The organism is Ruegeria sp. AB8 (genome assembly GCF_056542605.1).
Genome location: NZ_JBQGAB010000004.1, coordinates 100,418 through 120,531 on the forward strand (window position 1 = coordinate 100,418; position 20,114 = coordinate 120,531).

At 58.9% G+C, this 20,114-nt stretch carries 17 protein-coding genes; 7 read left to right on the forward strand and 10 right to left on the reverse strand.

Annotated elements, in window-relative coordinates; genetic code table 11:
• Positions 1–121 precede the first annotated feature (121 nt).
• The 3 genes from ACR0CG_RS05810 to ACR0CG_RS05820 all read right to left on the reverse strand — a co-directional run bounded on the left by ACR0CG_RS05810 (position 122) and on the right by ACR0CG_RS05820 (position 4,540).
• Positions 122–2,428, reverse strand: coding sequence for a Tex family protein (locus ACR0CG_RS05810; RefSeq protein WP_480523304.1), 2,307 nt, complete (start codon positions 2,426–2,428; stop codon positions 122–124).
• Between the two features lie 85 nt (positions 2,429–2,513).
• Positions 2,514–3,527 (reverse strand): Ldh family oxidoreductase, encoded by a 1,014-nt coding sequence (locus ACR0CG_RS05815; protein ID WP_480523305.1) that lies wholly within the window; start codon positions 3,525–3,527, stop codon positions 2,514–2,516.
• Positions 3,528–3,601: 74 nt separating this feature from the next.
• A complete protein-coding gene (locus ACR0CG_RS05820) occupies positions 3,602–4,540 on the reverse strand; it encodes a c-type cytochrome (protein ID WP_480523307.1) in 939 nt (312 codons plus the stop codon).
• 48 nt (positions 4,541–4,588) lie between these two features.
• On the opposite strand from ACR0CG_RS05820, the gene ACR0CG_RS05825 reads away from it, so the two are divergent.
• The 3 genes from ACR0CG_RS05825 to ACR0CG_RS05835 are packed head-to-tail and all read left to right on the forward strand — an operon-like array spanning position 4,589 to position 7,034.
• Positions 4,589–5,161, forward strand: a complete 573-nt coding sequence (locus ACR0CG_RS05825) for an RNA polymerase sigma factor (protein ID WP_480523309.1) — start codon at positions 4,589–4,591, stop codon at positions 5,159–5,161.
• A complete protein-coding gene (locus ACR0CG_RS05830; protein WP_480523311.1) occupies positions 5,158–5,904 on the forward strand; it encodes a hypothetical protein in 747 nt (248 codons plus the stop codon). The genes ACR0CG_RS05825 and ACR0CG_RS05830 overlap by 4 nt, the downstream gene beginning before the upstream one ends.
• A gap of 50 nt (positions 5,905–5,954) precedes the next feature.
• Positions 5,955–7,034 (forward strand): helix-turn-helix domain-containing protein, encoded by a 1,080-nt coding sequence (locus tag ACR0CG_RS05835; RefSeq protein WP_480523313.1) that lies wholly within the window; start codon positions 5,955–5,957, stop codon positions 7,032–7,034.
• Here the strand turns inward: ACR0CG_RS05835 and ACR0CG_RS05840 are convergent.
• Positions 7,007–7,897: a LysR family transcriptional regulator gene (locus ACR0CG_RS05840; RefSeq protein WP_480523315.1), complete on the reverse strand. Its 891-nt coding sequence runs from the start codon at positions 7,895–7,897 to the stop codon at positions 7,007–7,009. The two genes, ACR0CG_RS05835 and ACR0CG_RS05840, sit on opposite strands and share 28 nt — an antisense overlap.
• A 108-nt stretch (positions 7,898–8,005) precedes the next feature.
• Here ACR0CG_RS05840 and ACR0CG_RS05845 point away from each other — a divergent pair, with 108 nt between their 5' ends.
• Positions 8,006–9,007 carry a sterol desaturase family protein gene (locus tag ACR0CG_RS05845; protein ID WP_480523316.1) on the forward strand — a complete coding sequence of 334 codons (1,002 nt, stop codon included), beginning with the start codon at positions 8,006–8,008 and terminating at the stop codon, positions 9,005–9,007.
• 69 nt (positions 9,008–9,076) lie between these two features.
• Positions 9,077–9,901 (forward strand): 3-methyl-2-oxobutanoate hydroxymethyltransferase, encoded by an 825-nt coding sequence (locus ACR0CG_RS05850; RefSeq protein ID WP_480523318.1) that lies wholly within the window; start codon positions 9,077–9,079, stop codon positions 9,899–9,901.
• 18 nt (positions 9,902–9,919) lie between these two features.
• On the opposite strand, the gene ACR0CG_RS05855 is transcribed toward ACR0CG_RS05850, so the two are convergent.
• Positions 9,920–11,224: a UDP-glucose dehydrogenase family protein gene (locus ACR0CG_RS05855; RefSeq protein ID WP_480523320.1), complete on the reverse strand. Its 1,305-nt coding sequence runs from the start codon at positions 11,222–11,224 to the stop codon at positions 9,920–9,922.
• A 160-nt stretch (positions 11,225–11,384) separates the two neighbouring features.
• Here ACR0CG_RS05855 and gmd point away from each other — a divergent pair, with 160 nt between their 5' ends.
• Entirely contained in the window at positions 11,385–12,509 is a 1,125-nt protein-coding gene (gmd, locus tag ACR0CG_RS05860; RefSeq protein WP_480523321.1) for a GDP-mannose 4,6-dehydratase, read from the forward strand.
• 11 nt (positions 12,510–12,520) lie between these two features.
• Positions 12,521–13,498: a GDP-L-fucose synthase gene (gene fcl, locus ACR0CG_RS05865; RefSeq protein WP_480523323.1), complete on the forward strand. Its 978-nt coding sequence runs from the start codon at positions 12,521–12,523 to the stop codon at positions 13,496–13,498.
• 32 nt (positions 13,499–13,530) lie between these two features.
• Here fcl and ACR0CG_RS05870 read toward each other — a convergent pair whose 3' ends face one another.
• The 5 genes from ACR0CG_RS05870 to ACR0CG_RS05890 all read right to left on the reverse strand — a co-directional run bounded on the left by ACR0CG_RS05870 (position 13,531) and on the right by ACR0CG_RS05890 (position 20,109).
• Positions 13,531–14,607, reverse strand: coding sequence for a DUF2793 domain-containing protein (locus tag ACR0CG_RS05870; RefSeq protein WP_480523325.1), 1,077 nt, complete (start codon positions 14,605–14,607; stop codon positions 13,531–13,533).
• Positions 14,608–14,772: 165 nt separating this feature from the next.
• A complete protein-coding gene (locus ACR0CG_RS05875) occupies positions 14,773–16,206 on the reverse strand; it encodes a mannose-1-phosphate guanylyltransferase/mannose-6-phosphate isomerase (RefSeq protein ID WP_480523326.1) in 1,434 nt (477 codons plus the stop codon).
• Between the two features lie 57 nt (positions 16,207–16,263).
• Positions 16,264–17,157, reverse strand: a complete 894-nt coding sequence (gene galU / locus ACR0CG_RS05880) for a UTP--glucose-1-phosphate uridylyltransferase GalU (RefSeq protein ID WP_480523328.1) — start codon at positions 17,155–17,157, stop codon at positions 16,264–16,266.
• A gap of 215 nt (positions 17,158–17,372) precedes the next feature.
• Positions 17,373–19,178, reverse strand: a complete 1,806-nt coding sequence (locus ACR0CG_RS05885) for an ABC transporter ATP-binding protein (protein ID WP_170681233.1) — start codon at positions 19,176–19,178, stop codon at positions 17,373–17,375.
• 1 nt (position 19,179) lies between these two features.
• On the reverse strand, positions 19,180–20,109 hold the full coding sequence (locus tag ACR0CG_RS05890) for an ABC transporter permease subunit (RefSeq protein ID WP_170611380.1): 930 nt from the start codon (positions 20,107–20,109) through the stop codon (positions 19,180–19,182).
• Between the last annotated feature and the right edge of the window lie 5 nt (positions 20,110–20,114).

Sequence of the window (20,114 nt, forward strand, 5' to 3'; positions counted from 1 at the left end):
GTGCCATTAATTTTCGAAAAAATCAAATTTGAGTGCCAGGACTCGACCCAGAACCAACGGCAAGTCCCGCCCACGAAATGGCAGTGCGACCAGCTTGTCACCAAACGCTGGCCAGCGACGTTTAACGGTTTTTGAGCGCAGAGCGCAGAGCGTCACCCAATGCGCCGTTCTGCGCGTTTCCGCCTGATTCCGCTCGCTGCGTGTTGCGGTGTTTTGGTTGACCGCTGGCCTTTCCCGCGCCGCGCGAGGTTTGCTCCTGACGCGCAGAGGCGCCTCCGTCCTTGCGCATGGTCAGACCGATCCTTTTGCGGGGTACGTCGACCTCAACCACACGAACCCTGACGACCTGACCGGTCTTGACGATCTCGTGCGGGTCTTTGACAAACCGGTCGGCCAGCTGGCTGACATGCACCAGCCCATCTTGATGAACGCCGATATCCACGAATGCCCCGAAGGCCGCAACGTTGGTGACGGTCCCTTCCAGCATCATGCCGGGTTTGAGATCAGTGATGTCTTCCACCCCGTCGGTGAATGAGGCGGTCACAAAGCTTGGGCGCGGGTCGCGTCCGGGCTTTTCCAGCTCGGAAAAAATGTCCCGTACCGTCGGCAGGCCAAAGCGGTCGTCGACGAACTGCTCGGCCCGCAGACCTTTCAGGGCGCCGTCATGTCCCATGATTTGCCGTATGTCACGTCCACATGCCGCCACGACGCGGCGCGCGACGTCATAGGCCTCGGGGTGGACCGAGGACGCGTCTAGCGGGTCGGCCCCGTCGCGGATACGCAGGAAGCCCGCACATTGTTCGAAGGCCCGCGGACCAAGGCGGGCGACATCCAGCAGCTCTTTGCGAGACTGAAACGCGCCATGCAGGTCGCGGTGCATCACAATCGCTTCGGCCAGCCCAGGCCCCAGACCGGAAACATGCGACAGCAACGGGGCCGAGGCCGTGTTCAGGTCGACGCCCACGGCGTTCACCACATCCTCGATCACGGAATCCAGCGATTGAGAAAGGCGGTGCTGGTCGACGTCGTGCTGGTACTGCCCGACACCGATCGATTTCGGCTCGATCTTGACCAATTCGGCCAAGGGGTCCTGCAGCCGCCGGGCGATCGACACCGCGCCGCGTAGTGACACATCGAGGTCGGGAAACTCCCGCGCGGCCAGTTCCGATGCCGAATAGACCGAGGCACCGGCTTCCGAGACCACAACCTTTGTCGGGGCCTTCACCGTCTTGGGCAAAAGGTTCAGCGTGTCAGCCACCAATCGCTCGGTCTCGCGGCTGGCGGTGCCGTTGCCGATCGCAATCAGTTCGATCTTATGGGCCGAGATCAGGTTCAGGATTGCCGCCTGCGACCCGCGCAGATCGTTTTTGGGCTGGAACGGATACAAGGTATCCGTGGCCACCACTTTCCCGGTTGCATCCACCACAGCCGCCTTAACACCGGTACGAATTCCAGGGTCCAGGCCCAGCGTTGCGCGTGCGCCGGCAGGCGCCGCGAACAGAAGGTCCTTGAGGTTGCGGGAGAACACCTGAATGGCCTCTTCCTGCGCCCGGCCGCGCAGGTCCGCCATCAGTTCGACCATCATCGACAGTGACAGTTTCACCCGCCAGGTCCAGCCCGCCACCTTGCGAAGCCATTTATCTGCCGGCCCATCGCTGCGTGTCTGCAGATGTGCGGCCACAATCGCTTCGGCCCGTGTTGCGCCGGTTTCGGGTTCGGGCGCGATGTCCAGCGTCACGATCCCCTCTTTCGAGGCGCGCAGCATTGCCAGCGCGCGATGCGAGGGCACTTTGGACCACAGCTCGGAATGGTCGAAGTAATCGCTGAATTTCGCGCCTTCCTGCTGCTTGCCGTCAATCACCTTTGCGCTCAGCACTGCCTCGCGTTGCATGAAGCTGCGCAGTTCACCCAGCAGCGAAGCATTTTCGGTCAGGCGTTCAGTGATGATGTCGCGGGCACCGTTCAGCGCGTCCCTGGTTGTAGGTACCGCATCGCTCACAAAACCTTGGGCCAGGGCTTCGGGGTCGGCAGAACGGTCGGCCAGAATGGCATCGGCCAGCGGCTCCAGACCGTTTTCGCGGGCGATCATCGCCTTGGTCCGGCGTTTGGGTTTATACGGCAGATAGATGTCTTCCAGCTGCGCTTTGGTGTCCGCCTGCGCGATGGATTTGGCCAGGTCTTCGGTCAGCTTTCCCTGATCCTTGATCGAGTTCAGGATGCTGTCGCGGCGGGTATCCAGTTCGCGCAGATAGGTCAGGCGGTCCGACAGAACCCGCAGTTGCGTATCATCCAGCCCGCCCGTCGCCTCTTTCCGGTAACGGGCGACAAAAGGCACGGTGGCCCCGTCGTCCAGCAGCTTGACCGCTGCGCCCACCTGTCCGGGACGCGCGTTGATCTCGGTAGCGATAGTGCGGGCGATGCGGTCCAATGAGGCCTCCTGAACTACGGTTGGAAGGACTTCTTATCCAGCGCCGCCCAAGAGGGGAAGAGGTGAAAACGACCCGCCTCTACAGTTACAACAAAGCCTGCAAATCGTCGTACAGGTTTTTGGAGATTTCGACATACCCGCGTGCAGTATTGCGGGCGCGGGCCGCAAATCGCCGCTGCGACGGCAACCGCGCGCCCTGATCCAGAATGTCGGCAAAAAGCCGTTCGGCCCTTGCGTCGTTTTCCTGCGTTTTGCCGCCGCTGAACTGATCGGGGTCAAATGCCAGAATGATCTCGCCGTGATAGGGCGCACCGCCAGCGCCCTCGGCAAAAGCCATGCTTTCCAGACTGGTCAGGTCGTCGATCAGGGGACCGGCCAGCAACTCGATCATGATCGACAAGGCCGACCCCTTGTAGCTGCCGAAGGTCAGCATGGCACCGTCCATGGCCGCCTGAGGATCAGTAGTCGGATTGCCGTTTTTGTCGATGGCAACGCCCTCGGGCAGCGGTTTTCCTGCCCTTCTATAGAGTTCGATCTCACCGCGGGCAAAGGCGCTGGTGGCGAAATCGAAGGTGAACGGATCTTTTCCTGACCGAGGCCAGCTGAAGGCGAGCGGGTTGGTGCCCAGACTGCCGCGTGTTCCGCCTGCGGGGGCCACCCACGAATGGCTTGGAACCATTGCCATCGCAGCAAGCCCGGCCGATGACAGGCGTTCGACTTCGGGCCAGAGCGCAGAGAAGTGAAAGCATCGATTGATCGCCATCGCGGCGATGCCGTGGGTGCGGGTCTTTTCAATCAGAACCGGCAAGGCCTGCTGAAACGCCAGCAGCGACATGCCGCCCTGCGCGTCGACCCGCATGATCGCGTTGTCCGATGGGGCCAAAACCGGCGCGGCATGGCCATCGATCTTGCCCGCCTGCATCGTCTCGGTACACATGAACAGGCGAAACAGTCCGTGTGACTGGCAATCATCGATCTGGCAAGTGGTCAGCATGGCTGCGATGGCCGCTGAGTGGGCTGATCCAAACCCGGATTTTATGAGTACGTTCAGGCTTAGCTGCCGAATTTCGTCCAGATTTAGTTTGACCGTATCGCTCATGCCTGTCCCCTGTGCCGGTAATTCAGCACAAGGGATAGCGTGGCAACCCAGCGATTGAAAAGCGGGATTTCGGTTCAGCTCTGCGATTCAGATTGTAGATAGGCGATGAGATTGGTGATCTCTGTCTGGTTCTTCAGTCCGGGAAACTGCATCCGGTTGCCGGGAACGGTGTTTTTCGGATCGGACAGAAACGCGCTGAGCGCGTCTGCCGTCCAGACAATTTCAGAGGTCTGCAAGGGGCCGGAGTATTTGAAACCGTCGCTCCGACCCGCTTTTGCGCCGATGATCCCGTGCAGCGAGGGGCCGACACCGTGGCGGCCCTCTTTCAGTTGGTGACAGGCCTTGCATTTGCGATAGACCTTCTTGCCCGCCTTGATATCGCCCTCGACGGCGGCGAGGGTGATCGGGGTCGAGGGTTCTGTCTCGGCCTTTTTGTCGTCCTTGTTGAAGATCAGTCGCGCGGTGATCGGCACGGTTCGGGTAATGCCCGGCAGGTCCGCAAGTTCCATCAGCGTATCGATCCCGGCGTTGACGCCTGCATCTTCCGTGCTGAGGAACACCATATCGTTGGTTGAGACCATGACCGATGTTTCGGACAGGCGCGCCACGAACATTTCGGCATCGAACGCGACGTCTGTGCCTGCCAGCGACAAGATGGCCTCGGCATCGATGGTGGTGGTTTCGCCCGCGCCAAGGCCCGAGACCTCATCCATATCGAACTGGGCCGTCAGCGTTGCGCTTCCGGCTTTGCGAAACACGTATTCGATCATCCGTTCATTTCGAATGTCGATATTCGTTTCGACTGAAGACAGGTCGATCTTAATGTCCGCCTTGCCATCCGGGCTGACGTGACCGCTGAGGCGGGTAAAGCTGTTGACCTCGCCCACCGTGTCTTTCTTGATCGAGCCATATGCCAGGTGCGAGCCTTCCGGGGCCAGTGTCCAGCTGTCCGCCAGCGCCGGGCCTGCAACAATTGCCGACGCAATCGTGACTGCTGTAAGCAGAAGTTTCATTTCTTTCCCCCTGAGTCTGTGTCAATCCTGACCCCGCGGGCCCGGTCCGTGAAAAACAAACACACACAGGTCGCATATTATTCGATGAGTGGTGAGATCAGTTCTGAACAGGCCGTGCGTGGCGCGATCCAGATACATTCGAAACGTGTCTGGCGGTTTGGTCTGGCATTGTCGGGCGCGTCGGACGTTGCAGACGATCTTTTGCAGTCCACATGCCTGCGTGCGCTGGAGCGTTACCATCAGGTGACATCGCATGATCGGCTGGACAGCTGGCTGATGACGATCTGTCGCTCGATCTGGCTGAACGAGGTGCGCGCGCGATCGGTTCGCAAGGCCCAGGCGCTGTCGGTCACGCCCGAGGCGGATTTAATTGCACCCGGAAACGATTCTGAGACGAATATTTTCGCCACTGAAGTGTTTACACAGGTGATGCAACTGCCAGAAGCGCAGCGCGAGACGGTAATGCTTGTGTTTGTCGAAGGCTATAGCTACCGCGAGGCCGCCGCGTTGTTGGAGGTGCCGATAGGGACAATCATGAGCCGGCTTTCCAACGCCCGGCAGAAACTGAAAAACGTGATGCAGCAAGACGCAGCGGATGTCGTTCGACGGAGTGGCAAATGAAGTTTTCCGACGAGACGCTAGTGGCGTATCTGGAAGGCACCCTGGACGAGGGTGAGGCCCGTGCGATCGAAGATGCGGTTGCGGATGACCCTGCATTGGAACAACGTCTGATGGCGCTGGACCCGTTTGCACCGGTGGTGAAGCAGGTGTTCGAGGCGGTGCCTGCCCAAACGCCGCACGTCGATTTGCCGGATACCTACGCATCAACGTCTGCAAGGTCGGTCGCTGGCTCATGGCGTCTGCTTGCGGTTGCGGCTTCGGTTGCTGTCATTGCGGTGTCAGCGACGTTCTGGGCAACGCGCCCGGTCGAGATGGGCTGGGCGGAACAGGCCGCGATCTATCAGTCGCTACACGTGCCGGATACGATTGCAACGCTGGACAGCTCTCCAGCCGCTTTGGATGTGCAATTCGCACAGGCCGAGGAACAGCTTGGACGATCGTTGAACCGTGATGCGCTCGAGGCGCTGCCGGGCCTTGATCTGAAGCGGGCGCAGGTCCTGTCGTTCAAGGGCAAACCTCTGATCCAGATTGTATTCGCGGATGCGCAGGGGCAGCCTTTGGCCTTTTGTGTCATACGGCAGGGACCGGCGGCCCCGAATAAGGACGTAGAACAGGCGGTTCTCAGTGGGTTGGCCACGGCCACATGGGCGCAGGGTGGCTATGGTTACATGCTGCTGGGCAGCGACGCGCAAACTGACCTTGGTGGGCAGTTGGACACGTTGACTGCGCTGTTTGCTGGCTGAGCCGCGAAATAGCCTTGTGAACCCGCGAATTTGCCCGAAGAATAGCGGGCATGAAGCCCCGAACCGTCCTTCCTGACCCGGATGATGAGGCCGATCCGCTCGGCCCGCAAAGTATCTATGACGCGGACCCGTCCGAGGACGAAGATCTTTGGTTCCTGCCTCCGGACGAAGATGAAGTGCTTCCGGAGTATCTGCCGCCTGGAACGCGGATGCAGGAACGCCTGCTGTTCGATCCACGCGACTGGTATGCAGGGCAGTCGGAGTTGTCCAATGAACTGGCCGATGTCGCGGTCACCTTCGGTGCATTGGACGAGCGTCTGCGGGCCGGGCCCAAAGGATGGGGCCATCGTCTGGCCTTGATGGAAGTGTCTGACCTGGGTTGGTGGACGGGGGACCGGATCAGCGCCGATCGTCTGGCGCTGTGGACCGGTTTGCGGCTGGGCTCGACCGGCGATGACATTCAGGCCCTGTTTCGCGCGGGCTGGGCCGTGCGTCGCCTGACGACAGGTGCCGACCCGTCAGAAGGCGGGTGGGAGTCCGGATTGACAGCTTTTCTGGACCGAATGGGTCAGGGGGTCGAAGAAGTACCCGAAGCAGTGGCCGATCTGGCTGACGTCATGCGCAACACGGACAGTTTGCACCCGATAACGCAGGCAGCAGTTGGGTTTCACGCGTGGCGCAGTCTGGCGCAGGGCATCGGACAGGACACCGAGGCGGCAATCATAGCCGCGCGCCTTGCCGCGAAGATGGGGCGGGGCGGGGCACTGTTTCTTCCACTTGCGCTGTCCGGCCCGGGCGCGTTGCGCGGGACTGGCGAGCCTAAAGAAAAACTGGAGGCATGGCTGAGCGGAGCAGGGCAGGCGGTTCTGGCCGCACTGTTGCATCTGGATCGTGTGAGCGCGTGGGAACAGCGCGCGCGTGACGCCACGCAGGATCTGAGCGGCCGGACGCCTCCGCTATTGCTTGACGCGTTGACGGCCTGGCCCATGATATCGGCACCTTTGGCGGAGGAACTGACCCAAGCCTCGCGTGCGGCAGTTCAGAGAAACCTCGACCGTTTCACGCGTCGCGGCCTGATCCGGGAGGTCACGGGGCAAGGACGTTACCGCGTCTGGACGGCTGCACTATAGTCCAGCAGCCAATCGCGAAACACACGAGCCGGAGGACGCAGCGCGGTACGCGATGGATAGATCAAATGATAGGCTTCCTGTCCCGGAACACTGATGCCGGGCAGGCAGGGGACAAGTCCCGACAGTTGCATTATCCTGTCCGATGCGGGCGCGCGGGCCAGCGCAATGCCGCCGCCACTGGCCGACAACTCGGCCGCCATCAGGGAATTGTCGGCGAAGAAATAGCGGGCTTGACCGGCGGGCAGGCGCAGGGCCTCGAACAGGTGCGGCCAGCTTGCGCGGTGTGTTGAGACCTCGATCAAGGTGAATTTGAACAGGTCCTGGGGCGATCTGATCTGCGCGGCTATCTCTGGTGGAGCGATCGGGAAAAGGCGCTCTTTCAGCAACTCGTCCCATTCGGTGTTCAAGAGGGCCGGATTGCCGAACACGATTTGCAGATCAGAAAACTGGTTTGCGAAATCCGAGATCATGTTGCCTGTGGACAGCGACAAGTTGATGCGAGGTTGTTCCGCCTGAAAGGCAGGCAGACCACCGGCAAGAACCCCATGTGCGAACAACAGAACGGATTGAACGTAGAGGCGTTGTTCCCGGGTCTCGCCGAACAGGCCCGTCGTGGCCGTTTCCAGCATCAGCAGTGATTGCTGAACCGATGGCAGATAGGCGCGGCCTGCCTCGGTCAGTGTCACTGCGTGGGCGTGGCGGTGAAACAGTGGTGTACCAAGGCGGGTTTCCAGCGCCTTGACCTGCTGGCTGACGGCGGCGGCGGACATGTTCAGCTGCGCGGCCGCGCGGGAAAAGCTTTCGGTACGTGCTGCTGCTTCGAAAACGCGCAGCCAGTTCAGCGAAGGAATTCGGGTTGCCATGAAATCAGGCTAAGCAAAACTTAGGCTGACCGGCAAGACAATAAGTTCTGAGCTTTCCCTCACAGATCCTAAGGTGGCGATCAGCAAATTGAACAGACGAGCCACATCATGTCGGATTCACCCCCCCAGCCGCGTCCAAAGCGCAAGATCTGGAACTATACCCCGCAATTGCCAATTCAGACCTCGCCCTATTGGGACTGGCCGATGAAGCCTCTGGCCACCTTGCGATACCTGCTGCAAAGCTGGAATCCATTGGCGCTGCGCGCGTTGCTTTTGGTCTTCGCGATCATCACGTGGACCTATCTGACCCCGTCTCTGGCCCGGATCGAAACGCTGAGTTGGGATTGGGTGGCCGAGATCTGGTTCCGCAATTTCTGCATCCTTATGGTGGTTGCGGGCGGCTTGCATTTGGCCTTGTGGAAATTCCGCACCCAGCAGGACGAATACCGATATGACATGCGCCCGATGATGAAAGGCGCCAAGGTCTTTACCTTCAAAAACCAGGTCTGGGACAACATGTTCTGGACCCTGGGTCCGGCGCTGACATTCTGGACGTTCTGGGAATGCTTCATTCTGTATGCCTACGCCAATGGGTGGGTGACGATGATTTCCCTTGATGGCAATCCGATCTGGTTCATTGCCATGGTTGTGTTCATTCCGATCTGGGCAGGTTTCCATTTCTACTGGCTGCACCGGCTGCTGCATGTCGGCCCGCTTTATACCAAGGTGCACGCCTGGCATCACCGCAACATCAATACCGGTCCATGGTCAGGTCTGGCGATGCATCCGGTTGAAAGCTTCTTTCTGATGTTCGACACGATGATTTTCTTCCTTCTACCGTCTCACCCGATCCATGCCATCTTTCTGCTGTTTCACCACGGGATTGGCGCGCCGACCTCTCATGCCGGGTTCGAGCACGTGAAGTTCGGCAACAAGGGTAAATTCCTGGTCGGAGACTTTTTTCATCAGCTGCACCACAGGTTCTTTGACTGCAATTACGGCACCTGGGAAACGCCGTGGGATGAGTGGTTCAATACTTTCCATGACGGAACCGACGAGGGCAACGAGATGGTCAAGAAACGCCGCCGTAAGATCTGGGCAGCCGAGTAAGCCAACCGAAAACGGTCATTGCCGGGTCTTATTTGGCCCGGCAACTGCTATTTGAAAACAGGGAAGATCATGAAAAACATCTATACTTTCGGCCGCCGCCCGGCCCGGCGAAACTATACCGTCAAGGATCTGCTGGACCTGAAGAAAACCGGCCAGCGTTTGACTATGTGCAACCCGGCGAACGAGGCCGAGATACAGGCCTGCGTGGATGCGGGGATTGACCTGCTGACGCTGTGGGATGTGCACCTGGACATGGCGCGTGAGATTGCACCGACCCATTTCGCCGGTACTGCCATGAACTGGGGCCAGTTCGCCACCAATGACGAGATCATGCGCCATGCCATCGAGTGTATGGAAAAGGGCGCGGACATGTATTTCACCAACCGCTCGTACGACGTGGTGGAAATGCTGGCGCGTGAAAGCATTCCGGTTCAGGTTCATATGGGGCTGGTTCCGTCGCTCAGCCATTGGGCCGGGGGATTGCGGGCCTTTGGCCGTACCGCCGATGAGGCGATGCAGATCTACAAGACCTTCAAGCGCTATGAGGACGCAGGCGCGATGGCCTGCGAAATCGAATGTGTCGCCGAAGACACTTTGAACCTGCTGAACGACAAGACTTCGATCGTCACGGTTTCATTGGGGTCGGGCAATGCGGGTGACGTGATTTTCCTGTTCATGGCCGATATTTGCGGCGAAGCGGAAAATCCTCCGCGTCACGCCCATGCCTTTGGCAATCTGGGCCGTCTGCACAAGCAGATGTATCACGAGCGGGTCGTGGCGCTGAAGGCATTTCAATCCGAGGTGCAGGCCAAAGCCTTTCCATATCCGGCGCAGTCCATTGAGATGCACGAAGGTGAGATGGCAAAACTGCAGGAAGAGTTGGATAAGGTCTGATGGATTAGTCGGGCGCGTTCAGCGCCCGACACCTACATAGGTATCAAAACCGGATTTCAACGCAGTGCTGCCGGAATAGACGTTGCGCAAATCGACCATCCTTGCGGTTTTCATGGTCCCGGCCAGTTCCGTCAGGTTCAGTGCGCGAAACTCGTTCCATTCCGTCAGTATTACCACCGCATCCGCATCCTTTGCCGCGGTATACGGATCGTCGGACCACTCGACGCCGGGCAACAGTGCTTCACCCTCGGACCGGCCCTGCGGATCGACAACGCGGACCTTTGCGCCACCGCCGATCAGGGCAGGGACGATGGTCAGTGACGGAGCATCCCGCATGTCGTCGGTATTGGGTTTGAACGTCACGCCCAGAACCGCAATGGTCTTGCCGTTGAAACTGTCGTCACAGGCGTCCCAGATCTTGCCAATCATGCGTTTCTTGACCTCGTCGTTCACGCGAATGACGGTTTCGGTGATCTGCATCGGGTGCGCATGCTCCTGCCCGATCCGGGCCAGCGCAGCGGTGTCCTTGGGAAAACACGAACCGCCATAGCCGGGGCCTGCGTGCAGGAACTTGTTGCCGATCCGGCCATCGAGGCCAATGCCGCGCGCCACTTCCTTGACGTCGCCCCCCGCCTTTTCACACAGGCCCGCGATTTCGTTCATGAAGGTGATTTTGGTCGCAAGAAAGGCGTTCGCCGCGTATTTGATCATCTCGGCGCTTTCCAGATCGGTAGTCAGGATCGGGAAATCGCGCAAATAGAGCGGGCGGTAGATTTCGGCCATCACGTCTGCCGCGCGGTCGCTTTCGACGCCGACAACCACACGGTCGGGGCGCATGAAGTCGTCAATTGCGGCACCCTCGCGCAAAAACTCGGGGTTCGAGGCGACGTCGAAATCGGCTTGGGGATTTGCGGCAGAAACGACCTGATGCACCCGGCGATTGGTTCCGACCGGAACGGTCGATTTGGTGACAACAACGGTGTAGCCGGTTATGGCTCGTGCGATCTCTTCTGCGGCGGCCATCACATAAGTCAGGTCCGCGTGTCCGTCGCCCCGACGGGTGGGTGTCCCAACAGCTATGAAAACGGCATCCGCGCCATCGACAGCTGAAGTCAAATCAGTGGTAAAGCTCAGCCGGCCGGCCGCCACGTTCTTGGCCATAAGCACATCAAGGCCCGGCTCATAGATCGGAACCTTTCCGGCCTGCAGCATCTCGATTTTTTCCCGGGCCTTGTCGACGCAAATCACGTCATGGCCAAAATCCGAGAAACAGACACCGGATACCAAACCGACATAGCCAGTTCCGATCATTGCAATACGCATTCGTTAAAATCCTTCTTACCAATTACCAAGTCTGGCGACCGCACATTCGAAGAATCTTCCGCCGGATTCAATGCCTGACTGTGACCTTGGCTTGCATTCCATGGTTTCTTGCTGTTTTTGAGACGCTAAACTGACACATTGATATTTGTGAGGCGCAGATATGACCAAAAAGGCATTGATTACCGGTATCACGGGCCAGGATGGGTCGTATCTGGCCGAGTTTCTGCTGGAAAAAGGCTACGAAGTTCACGGAATCAAACGACGGGCATCGTCCTTCAACACGCAGCGCATCGATCACATTTATCAGGATCCGCATGTACCGAACCCGAAGCTGCATTTGCATTACGGGGACCTGAGCGACACCTCGAATCTGACCCGGATCATGCAGGAGGTGCAGCCTGACGAGGTCTACAACCTTGGTGCACAGTCTCATGTTGCCGTCAGTTTTGAAGCTCCGGAATACACCGCCGATGTGGATGCAATTGGCACCCTGCGCCTGCTTGAAGCGATCCGGTTTCTCGGGCTCGAGGACAAGACGCGGTTCTATCAGGCCTCGACGTCGGAATTGTATGGTCTGGTTCAGGAAACACCGCAGCGGGAAACGACGCCGTTCCACCCCAGATCGCCCTATGCGGTGGCCAAGCTGTATTCCTACTGGATCACTGTGAACTACCGCGAGGCTTATGGTCTTTATGCCTGCAACGGAATTCTGTTCAATCATGAAAGCCCACGCCGAGGCGAAACCTTCGTGACGCGCAAGATCACCCGCGGTCTGGCCAACATCGCGCAGGGGCTTGAAGATTGCCTTTATATGGGCAACATCGACAGTTTGCGCGACTGGGGACATGCCAAGGATTATGTCCGTATGCAGTGGATGATGTTGCAACAGGACAATCCCGAGGATTTCGTGATTGCAACCGGCAAGCAGTATTCTGTGCGTCAATTCGTTGAATGGTCAGCGGCTGAACTCGGCATTTCGCTGAAGTTTTCGGGCGAAGGGGTGGATGAGGTTGCTACGGTCACCGCCATTGAAGGCAACGATGCGCCGGCTTTGAAACCCGGTGATGTCATCCTGCGGATCAACCCCCGTTATTTCCGCCCGGCCGAGGTGGAGACGCTGTTGGGTGATCCGTCAAAGGCGAAACAGAAGCTCGGGTGGGAGCCGGAGTTGACCGTGCAGGAAATGTGCGCCGAGATGGTTCTGGAAGACCTGAAAACAGCCAAACGCCATGCGCTGTTGAAAGAGCACGGGTTCGAGCTGCCGGTCAGCCTGGAAAACGGCTGAGGGGGGACGCCATGCGCAAGATCTACGTAGCAGGGCATCGCGGCATGGTCGGCGGTGCCATCCTGCGCCGATTGCAGGATCGTCAGGCTGGGGGTGAAGCGATTGAGCTTGTGACCCGAACGTCAGCCGAGCTCAATCTGACGGACCAGACAGCTGTGCGGGAATTCATGCAGGATGAACGACCTGATGTGGTCATTTTGGCGGCGGCCAAGGTTGGCGGCATTCACGCCAACAATACGTACCCCGCTGATTTCATTTATGAAAACCTGATGATTGAATGCAATGTGATTCATCAGGCCTTTTCGGCCGGGGTCACAAGCCTGCTGCAACTGGGCAGTTCCTGCATCTATCCACGCGCAGTTCCGCAGCCGATGCGGGAAGATGCATTGCTGACGGGCGTGTTAGAGCCGACAAACGAACCGTATGCGATTGCCAAGATCGCGGGGATCAAGCTGTGCGAAAGCTACAACCGTCAGCACGGTGTCGACTACCGCTCGGTCATGCCCACGAACCTCTATGGTCCGGGGGACAATTTCCACCCCGAAAACAGCCATGTTCTGCCTGCCCTGATCCGGCGGTTTCACGAGGCACAGCGCGACGGGCTGGACGAGGTTGTGATATGGGGAACCGGAAAACCGAGGCGCGAGTTCCTGCATGTGGATGACATGGCCGAGGCATCGCTGTTCGTCCTCGACCTGCCGCGCGAAAAATATGAGACAAACACGCAACCGATGCTGAGCCACATCAATGTTGGCACCGGCTCGGACATCTCGATTGCGGATCTGGCGGCGCTGGTGGCTGAAGTCACGGGGTTTGAGGGGCGGATCACACAGGATGTGTCCAAACCTGATGGCACAATGCGCAAGCTGATGGACGTCACGCGATTGGCAGATATGGGCTGGCGCTCGCGCGTGTCGCTTGAGGATGGTTTGCGCGAAACTTATGCGTGGTTTCTTGAACAGAACGACGTAGATCTGCGTTCGAAGTGATTGCCCGGACTAAAGCCCGGGCAGCCTGATGTTCAGAACCAGCGACCGATTGCAATGGCCGTTGGCGCGTGCGTGTCTGCATCCGAGGATGCCGACAACACCTTGTACGTTACCTGTGTTTCTGAAGGCCCATCAAAACCTGCAAATCGGGATGTCGCACCCCCTGAGCCACTGATGACTGGAACCGAACCCGCGGCGAAGCTTACAGGGAAGGTCCAGGTGTCTGTATTGCTTGCAAACATCGTCCCTTCGGCGGTGGTACACGCAACGGCATTCAATGCGGCGGTGCAGATCTGCGTCCCATCGGCAAAACGAACATAGTCACCGTTTGCTGTACTGCCCCGTTCGATGACCGCACCAGTTGGAATGCCGCCGGACTCGGATACAGACCCCAGCAAATTGCCCGGACCATATCCGTAGTCCGCCCGCATCAGGCGGCCTGTCGTTGTGTCGTCGGCACTGGCCTGTATGGCGGCGCCGTCCGCGATACCGGTGGTCGGATCAAGGCGCAGCGCTTCGGTCCAACTGCCCCCATCAGGAGAGACCTTGATGGAAAACCCTGTGTTTCCAGCCAACCCCATTTCCGCATGGCCGGTCCAGTTGGACTGGAACAAAAGCGATGCGGTATCACCGGAACCGGCCTTGTTGATCTTGACCTGATGTCCGCCGCCATCATGGCTGAACAGCGTGGCGGGGCCGCGCACTGATAGGCGGTTTGTGCCGTCATAGCTGGTGGCGATGCCGACACCGTTCAGATTCTGTGTCGCCACCGGCGGATCAGTCCAGGCAGATCCGTCCCAAATCCTGATCTGGCCAGCGGTCTGATCCCAGGCGCGCCATCCGATGCCGGGGGAAAGGAAGTGCCAGGCGTTGTCCAGCCAAGCTGCAAGGTTACCTGCCTGACCCGCCCATTCATCGGTTGGCGCAGATCCCAGCGCATGAACCTCGCCCTGTTCCGGAACCGGCGGAGGCGTGGTCGCGTTGGTGGCCACCACGCTGAGCTGCACCACGAGATCCAGCCGGCGCAGGGCCTCGTTATGGGTGACGTGTTTCTGGGCCTGCGAAGGTTGTAGAAATGGCAGGTCCAATCGGGGTGAGGTCTGTGACACGGGCGTCCTCCTGCGGTTGTCGGTCCGACAATTGCATTGCGCGCCACCCTGCCGTGACACACATGAATCCTGTCCGACTGGGCCGAACGCCCGCGAAACGATTTGCTAATTAACTAATGGTTGCCTGACACAGGGCCAGGAACCGCGTGCGAGAACATCGGTCGCCTAGTCGCGCGCGTAGATATCCTCGTAACGGATGATGTCATCCTCACCCAGATATGTTCCGGTCTGCACCTCGATCAGAACCATCGGCACCTTTCCGGGGTTTTCCATCCGGTGCGTGGCACCCAGCGGGATGTAGACCGACTGGTTCTCGGACACGAGGCGCACGTCGTCGTCAATCGTGACTTTGGCCGTGCCTTCCACAACGATCCAGTGCTCCGAGCGATGGTGGTGTGACTGAAGGCTCAGCGCGGCACCGGGATGGACATGGATACGCTTCACCTGAAACCGGTCCCCGATCACAAGGCTTTCGAACCAGCCCCACGGGCGATGATCCACCGGCAGAGATTCCGCCTGCTTCGCGCCTTTCGCTTTCAGTGCAGCGACGGCCAGTTTTACGTCCTGCGCCTTGTCCATGCTGGCCACAAGAACCGCATCGGGCATGGCAACCGTAATCACGTTTTCCAGCCCCATGGCCACAACTTCCTGCGTCGGGGATTCCGACCGGATCAGGACATTGCGGCAATCGATTGCAGTCACTTCTCCGGTCGTGGCGACGCCATCGGCGTCAGGATTGCTCAACTCCTGCACAGCGGACCAGCTTCCGACGTCAGACCAGCCAGCGGCATAGGGCACGACGCTCAGGTTAGTTGCTCTTTCCATGACCGCGTAGTCGATCGAGATATCGTTGACCTCACTCCAAGCGGTCGCATCGAGACGCAGAAATCCAAGGTCGGTCTGCGCATCGGTAACCGCTTTTTGCACCGGCGGGATCAGGTCCGGGGCGTGTTGTTCGAAACTTGCAATGATGTCTTTCACCGCAAACAGGAAAATACCCGAGTTCCAGAGATAGCTGCCATCGGCGACCATTGCCTGGGCGTTTTCGAGATCGGGCTTTTCAACAAACCGGTCCAGCGGAACTGCGGTGTCTGCGTTCGGGGCGTGGCTGAGTTTCAGATACCCATACCCCGTTTCCGGTCGGTTCGGAGTGATGCCGAAGGTCACAAGATCACCGCGTTCGCGGATGGCTTCGACACCTTTGGCAACAGCCGCGTGGAACGCGGCTTTGTCCGGGATCACGTGATCGGAAGGGGCGACAAGCATGATGGCGTCCGGGTTTTCAGCAGCCAAGTATAGCGCAGCCGCCAATACGGCTGGGGCAGTATTGCGGCCCTCGGGTTCGATCAGGACCGGGCCGGGATCGATGCCAATGCCGTTTAGCTGCTCGGGTACAACGAACCGAAACGCTTCATTGGTCAGGATCAGCGGTTTGGCATAAGGCGCGTCAGATGGTCCGCACATCCGCGCGGCACAATCCTGCAACAGGCTGGTTTCGCCAAGCAGCGGCACAAATTGCTTGGGATAGCTTTTGCGGGATAAGGGCCACAGCCGGGTCCCGGAGCCACCGCAGAGAATGACGGGATGGACAGTTGTCATGACGTTTGCCTTTGGATTTCATTTGCCCTGAAAGAGGGGTTCGGGTTGCGCAAAGGTCTATTGCGCCGCCTTTCCCGCAACAACGACATCATGGAGATACTGGCTCAGATCGTCGCGCAAATCGTTGCGTGCCAACGCAAAGGCCACGGTGGCTTGCAGGAACCCGGATTTGGAACCGCAATCGAACCTCTGACCGTTGAACTTGTATCCGAAAACAGGGACACCGTTCACAATGTCTTCGGCAATCGCGTCAGTCAGCTGGATTTCACCGCCGCTGCCCTTCTTTTTCTGATTGAGGTTATACAGGACCGACGGCCCCAGAATATAACGCCCGATCACCGCCAGGTTGGACGGGGCCTCATTGGGGTTTGGCTTTTCGACCATGCCCTTGGTCCGGACAACCGTACCGATATTCTCGCCAACATCGAGAACACCGTAGGAACTGGTTTTGTCCTTGGGAATTTCCATTGCGGCGACCATGTTGCCACCGGTTTCTTCATAGGCCTCGACCATTTGCTGCAGGCAGGGTTTGTCCGCCGCGATCACATCGTCGGGCAACATGACGGCAAAGGGCTCGTCCCCGATCAGACGCCGCGCGCACCAGACCGCGTGACCCAGGCCCAGTGCCTTGTGCTGGCGGATATAGGCGATGGCGCCGCTTTCCATGTTGGTCGCGCTCAGGATTTCAAGCAGGTCGTCCTTGCCCTTGGCCTTGAGTTCCTGTTCGAGCACGAGATTGTGATCGAAATAATCCTCAAGCGCGGATTTCCCGCGCGAGGTGACAAAGATGAATTCGGTAATTCCCGCGGCACGTGCTTCGTCGATGGCGTATTGAACCAGCGGCCGGTCAACCAATGTCATGATCTCTTTCGGAACTGATTTTGTTGCGGGCAAAAATCGCGTACCCAGCCCTGCAACCGGGAAAATCGCCTTTGTGACCTTACGTGCCATGTTACCTCTCAAATTCAATACGAGCCCGACAGAGTGTGGTGAGGCCGGTCTCTCCTCTTAGGCTGCAATGCCTGAACAATCAACGTCGCCCGGATTCCCAGGCTAGAAGTGATCGGAAAGGTGCCATCTCGATGCGGAGGAGTCAAAACATCCGGTCCAAACCCAGTTCAGAAAAACGTACCTCCGGCGCCTGCAATCAGGCGCCGGAAGCAGTATCAGGACGCCTTCATGATAATCTCCAGCGGATCATGTTCGGCCACGTAGTGATCGGGTGCGATCTCGCTGAGTTGCGGAACATAGTCCGGTTGACCGGCCGACAGGCGACTCGGCAGAAACCGCAGGGCCGCCTTCGGATCCATGGGCGACGGCAATTCTCCCGGTAATTTCAGACGTTGGCGTGTTCGCTCCACATCGGGGTCGGGTATCGGTACCGCCGAAATCAGCGACTTTGTGTATGGGTGAACCGGATCGGAACAAATCACTTCGCCATCGCCCAGTTCGACGATACGGCCAAGATACAGGACCATGATCCGGTTCGACACCGCGCGCACTACGGACAGATCATGGCTGATGAAGATCATCGACAGGCCAAATTCCTGTTGCAATTCTCGCAACAATTCCACGATCTGAGCTTGAATGGACACATCCAGAGCCGAAACCGCTTCATCGCAGATGATCAGCTTTGGCTTGTTGATCATCGCCCGGGCGATTCCCACACGCTGGTTTTGTCCGCCAGACAATTCGTGCGGATAACGGTTGATCATGTTCGCCTTGAGGCCGACCCGCTCCATCATCTCGGCGACCAGTTCCTTGCGTTCCCGCTCGGTCAGGTCGGGGCGGTAGGTTTTCAGCGGCTCGGCAATCGAGGCCGAGATCGTCATGCGCGGATCCAGACTGGCCAGCGGATCCTGGAACACGATCTGCAGGTCCTTGCGATACTTGTTCAGCTCTGCCCGTCTCAGTCCGACGATCGGATGCCCCAGCCAGCTGACATTGCCCGCACTGGGCTCGATCAGTTGAAGTACGGCCCGTGCCAGCGTGGATTTTCCGCAACCCGACTCGCCAACAACGCCCAGCGTTTCACCCTTGCGGATATCGAAGCTGACACCGTCGACCGCCTTTAGTGGAACCTTGCGCCCGAACAAACCGCCCTTGACGTGGATCGGGAAGTGAACCTTGACGTTATCGACCTTGAGCAGCGGCTCTTCGACCTTGGCCAAAGCTTTGGGGGCATCACCGGCGTCGATGCGCGGCATCGCCTCAAGCAATGTGCGGGTATATTCATGCTGAGGCGCGCGGAAAATTTCCCGGGTGTCACCGGCCTCGACGAATTGACCAAGCCGCATGACCTGAATGCGGTCGCACATCCGCGCCACGACGCCCATGTCATGGGTGATGAGCGCGATCGCCGTACCCTCGTCCTTTTGCAGTCGAACCATCAGGTCCAGAATGTCGGCCTGTACCGTTACATCAAGGGCGGTCGTTGGTTCGTCCGCGATCAGCAGCTTGGGATTGCATAGCATCGACATGGCGATCATGACCCGCTGGCGCATCCCGCCGGACAACTCGTGCGGGTATTGATCCAACCGGCGCGCGGCTTCGGGGATGCGCACGCGGTCCAGCCAGTCCAGACACCGGGCACGAGCAGCCGAACCTTGCAAGCCTTCGTGAACCTGCAGCACTTCGCGCATTTGCTGGCCGACCCGCAAATGCGGCGTCAGGGCCGTAAGGGGATCCTGAAAGATCATTCCCACATCGGCACCACGGATCTGATTGAGCTTTTGTACCGGCAGGTTCAGGATTTCCTTGCCGTTCAGCATTGCCGACCCGCTCGCGTGGCCTGCAGATGGCAACAGCCCCATCGCGGCCATAAAGGTCTGGCTTTTGCCCGAACCACTTTCGCCAACAATGCCCAGGCACTCACCCGGATTTATGTCGAAGCTGATGCCGTTGACGGCTTCGACCACGCCATCTGGAGTGTCGAACCGGACGCTCAGGTCTTTTACGGAAAACAGGCTCATATCAGCGATCCTTCGGGTCCAGAGCGTCACGCAGACCGTCACCGATGAAGAACATGGTGATGATGATGGCGACATAGAATGTCAGGGGGTACATCAACTGCCACAGCGTGCCATAGCTCATCGTGCCGGCCCCTTCGGCAATCAGACGGCCCAATGAGGTGTAAGGTTCCGAAATCCCGAGACCCAGGAACGAGATGAAGCTTTCGGTCAGGATCATCTCGGGCACCAGTAGCGAGGCATAGACGATCACCACGCCCAGCAGGTTGGGCAGGATGTGGCGGTACATGATGGTAAACTCGCTGACCCCGGCGGCGCGGGCGGCCTCGATAAACTCGCGGTTTTTAAGAGTCAGAGTTTGTCCCCGCACGATCCGCGCCATGGTCAGCCAGCCGACCGCCCCAAGGGCGATGAACAGCATGAAGAATGACCGCCCTGCCACGACAAGCAGCAGGATGATGACCAGCGTAGCCGGGATCGCCAGCAGGATGTCGACAAAGCGCATCATGACACTGTCGGTGCGGCCGCCGATATAACCTGCAGCGATGCCGTAGCAGGTGCCCACGATCAGCGCCGTTGCCGCCCCGATCAGACCCACCAGCAGCGACGTCGTGGTTGCCTGAATGACACGGCTGTACAGATCGCGCCCCAGATCATCGACGCCGAAATAGTGTCCGGTCTCGATGGACGGCATTCCCATGCCGCGCACGTCACCCATGACGTTCCAGTCGATCTCTTCGTTGTTCCAGGCTGCGAAATAGGGTCCGATAATCGTGAACAGGACGATCATCCCCAGAATGAAGACACTGGCCATCGCGGCCTTGTTGCGGACAAAACGCATCCGCGCGTCCTGCCAGAGTGAGCGCCCCTGAATGACCGTGTAATCGGTGATTTCCTCGGCCAGATGGGCGGCTTTTTGAGATTTTCCAAGCATTGCCT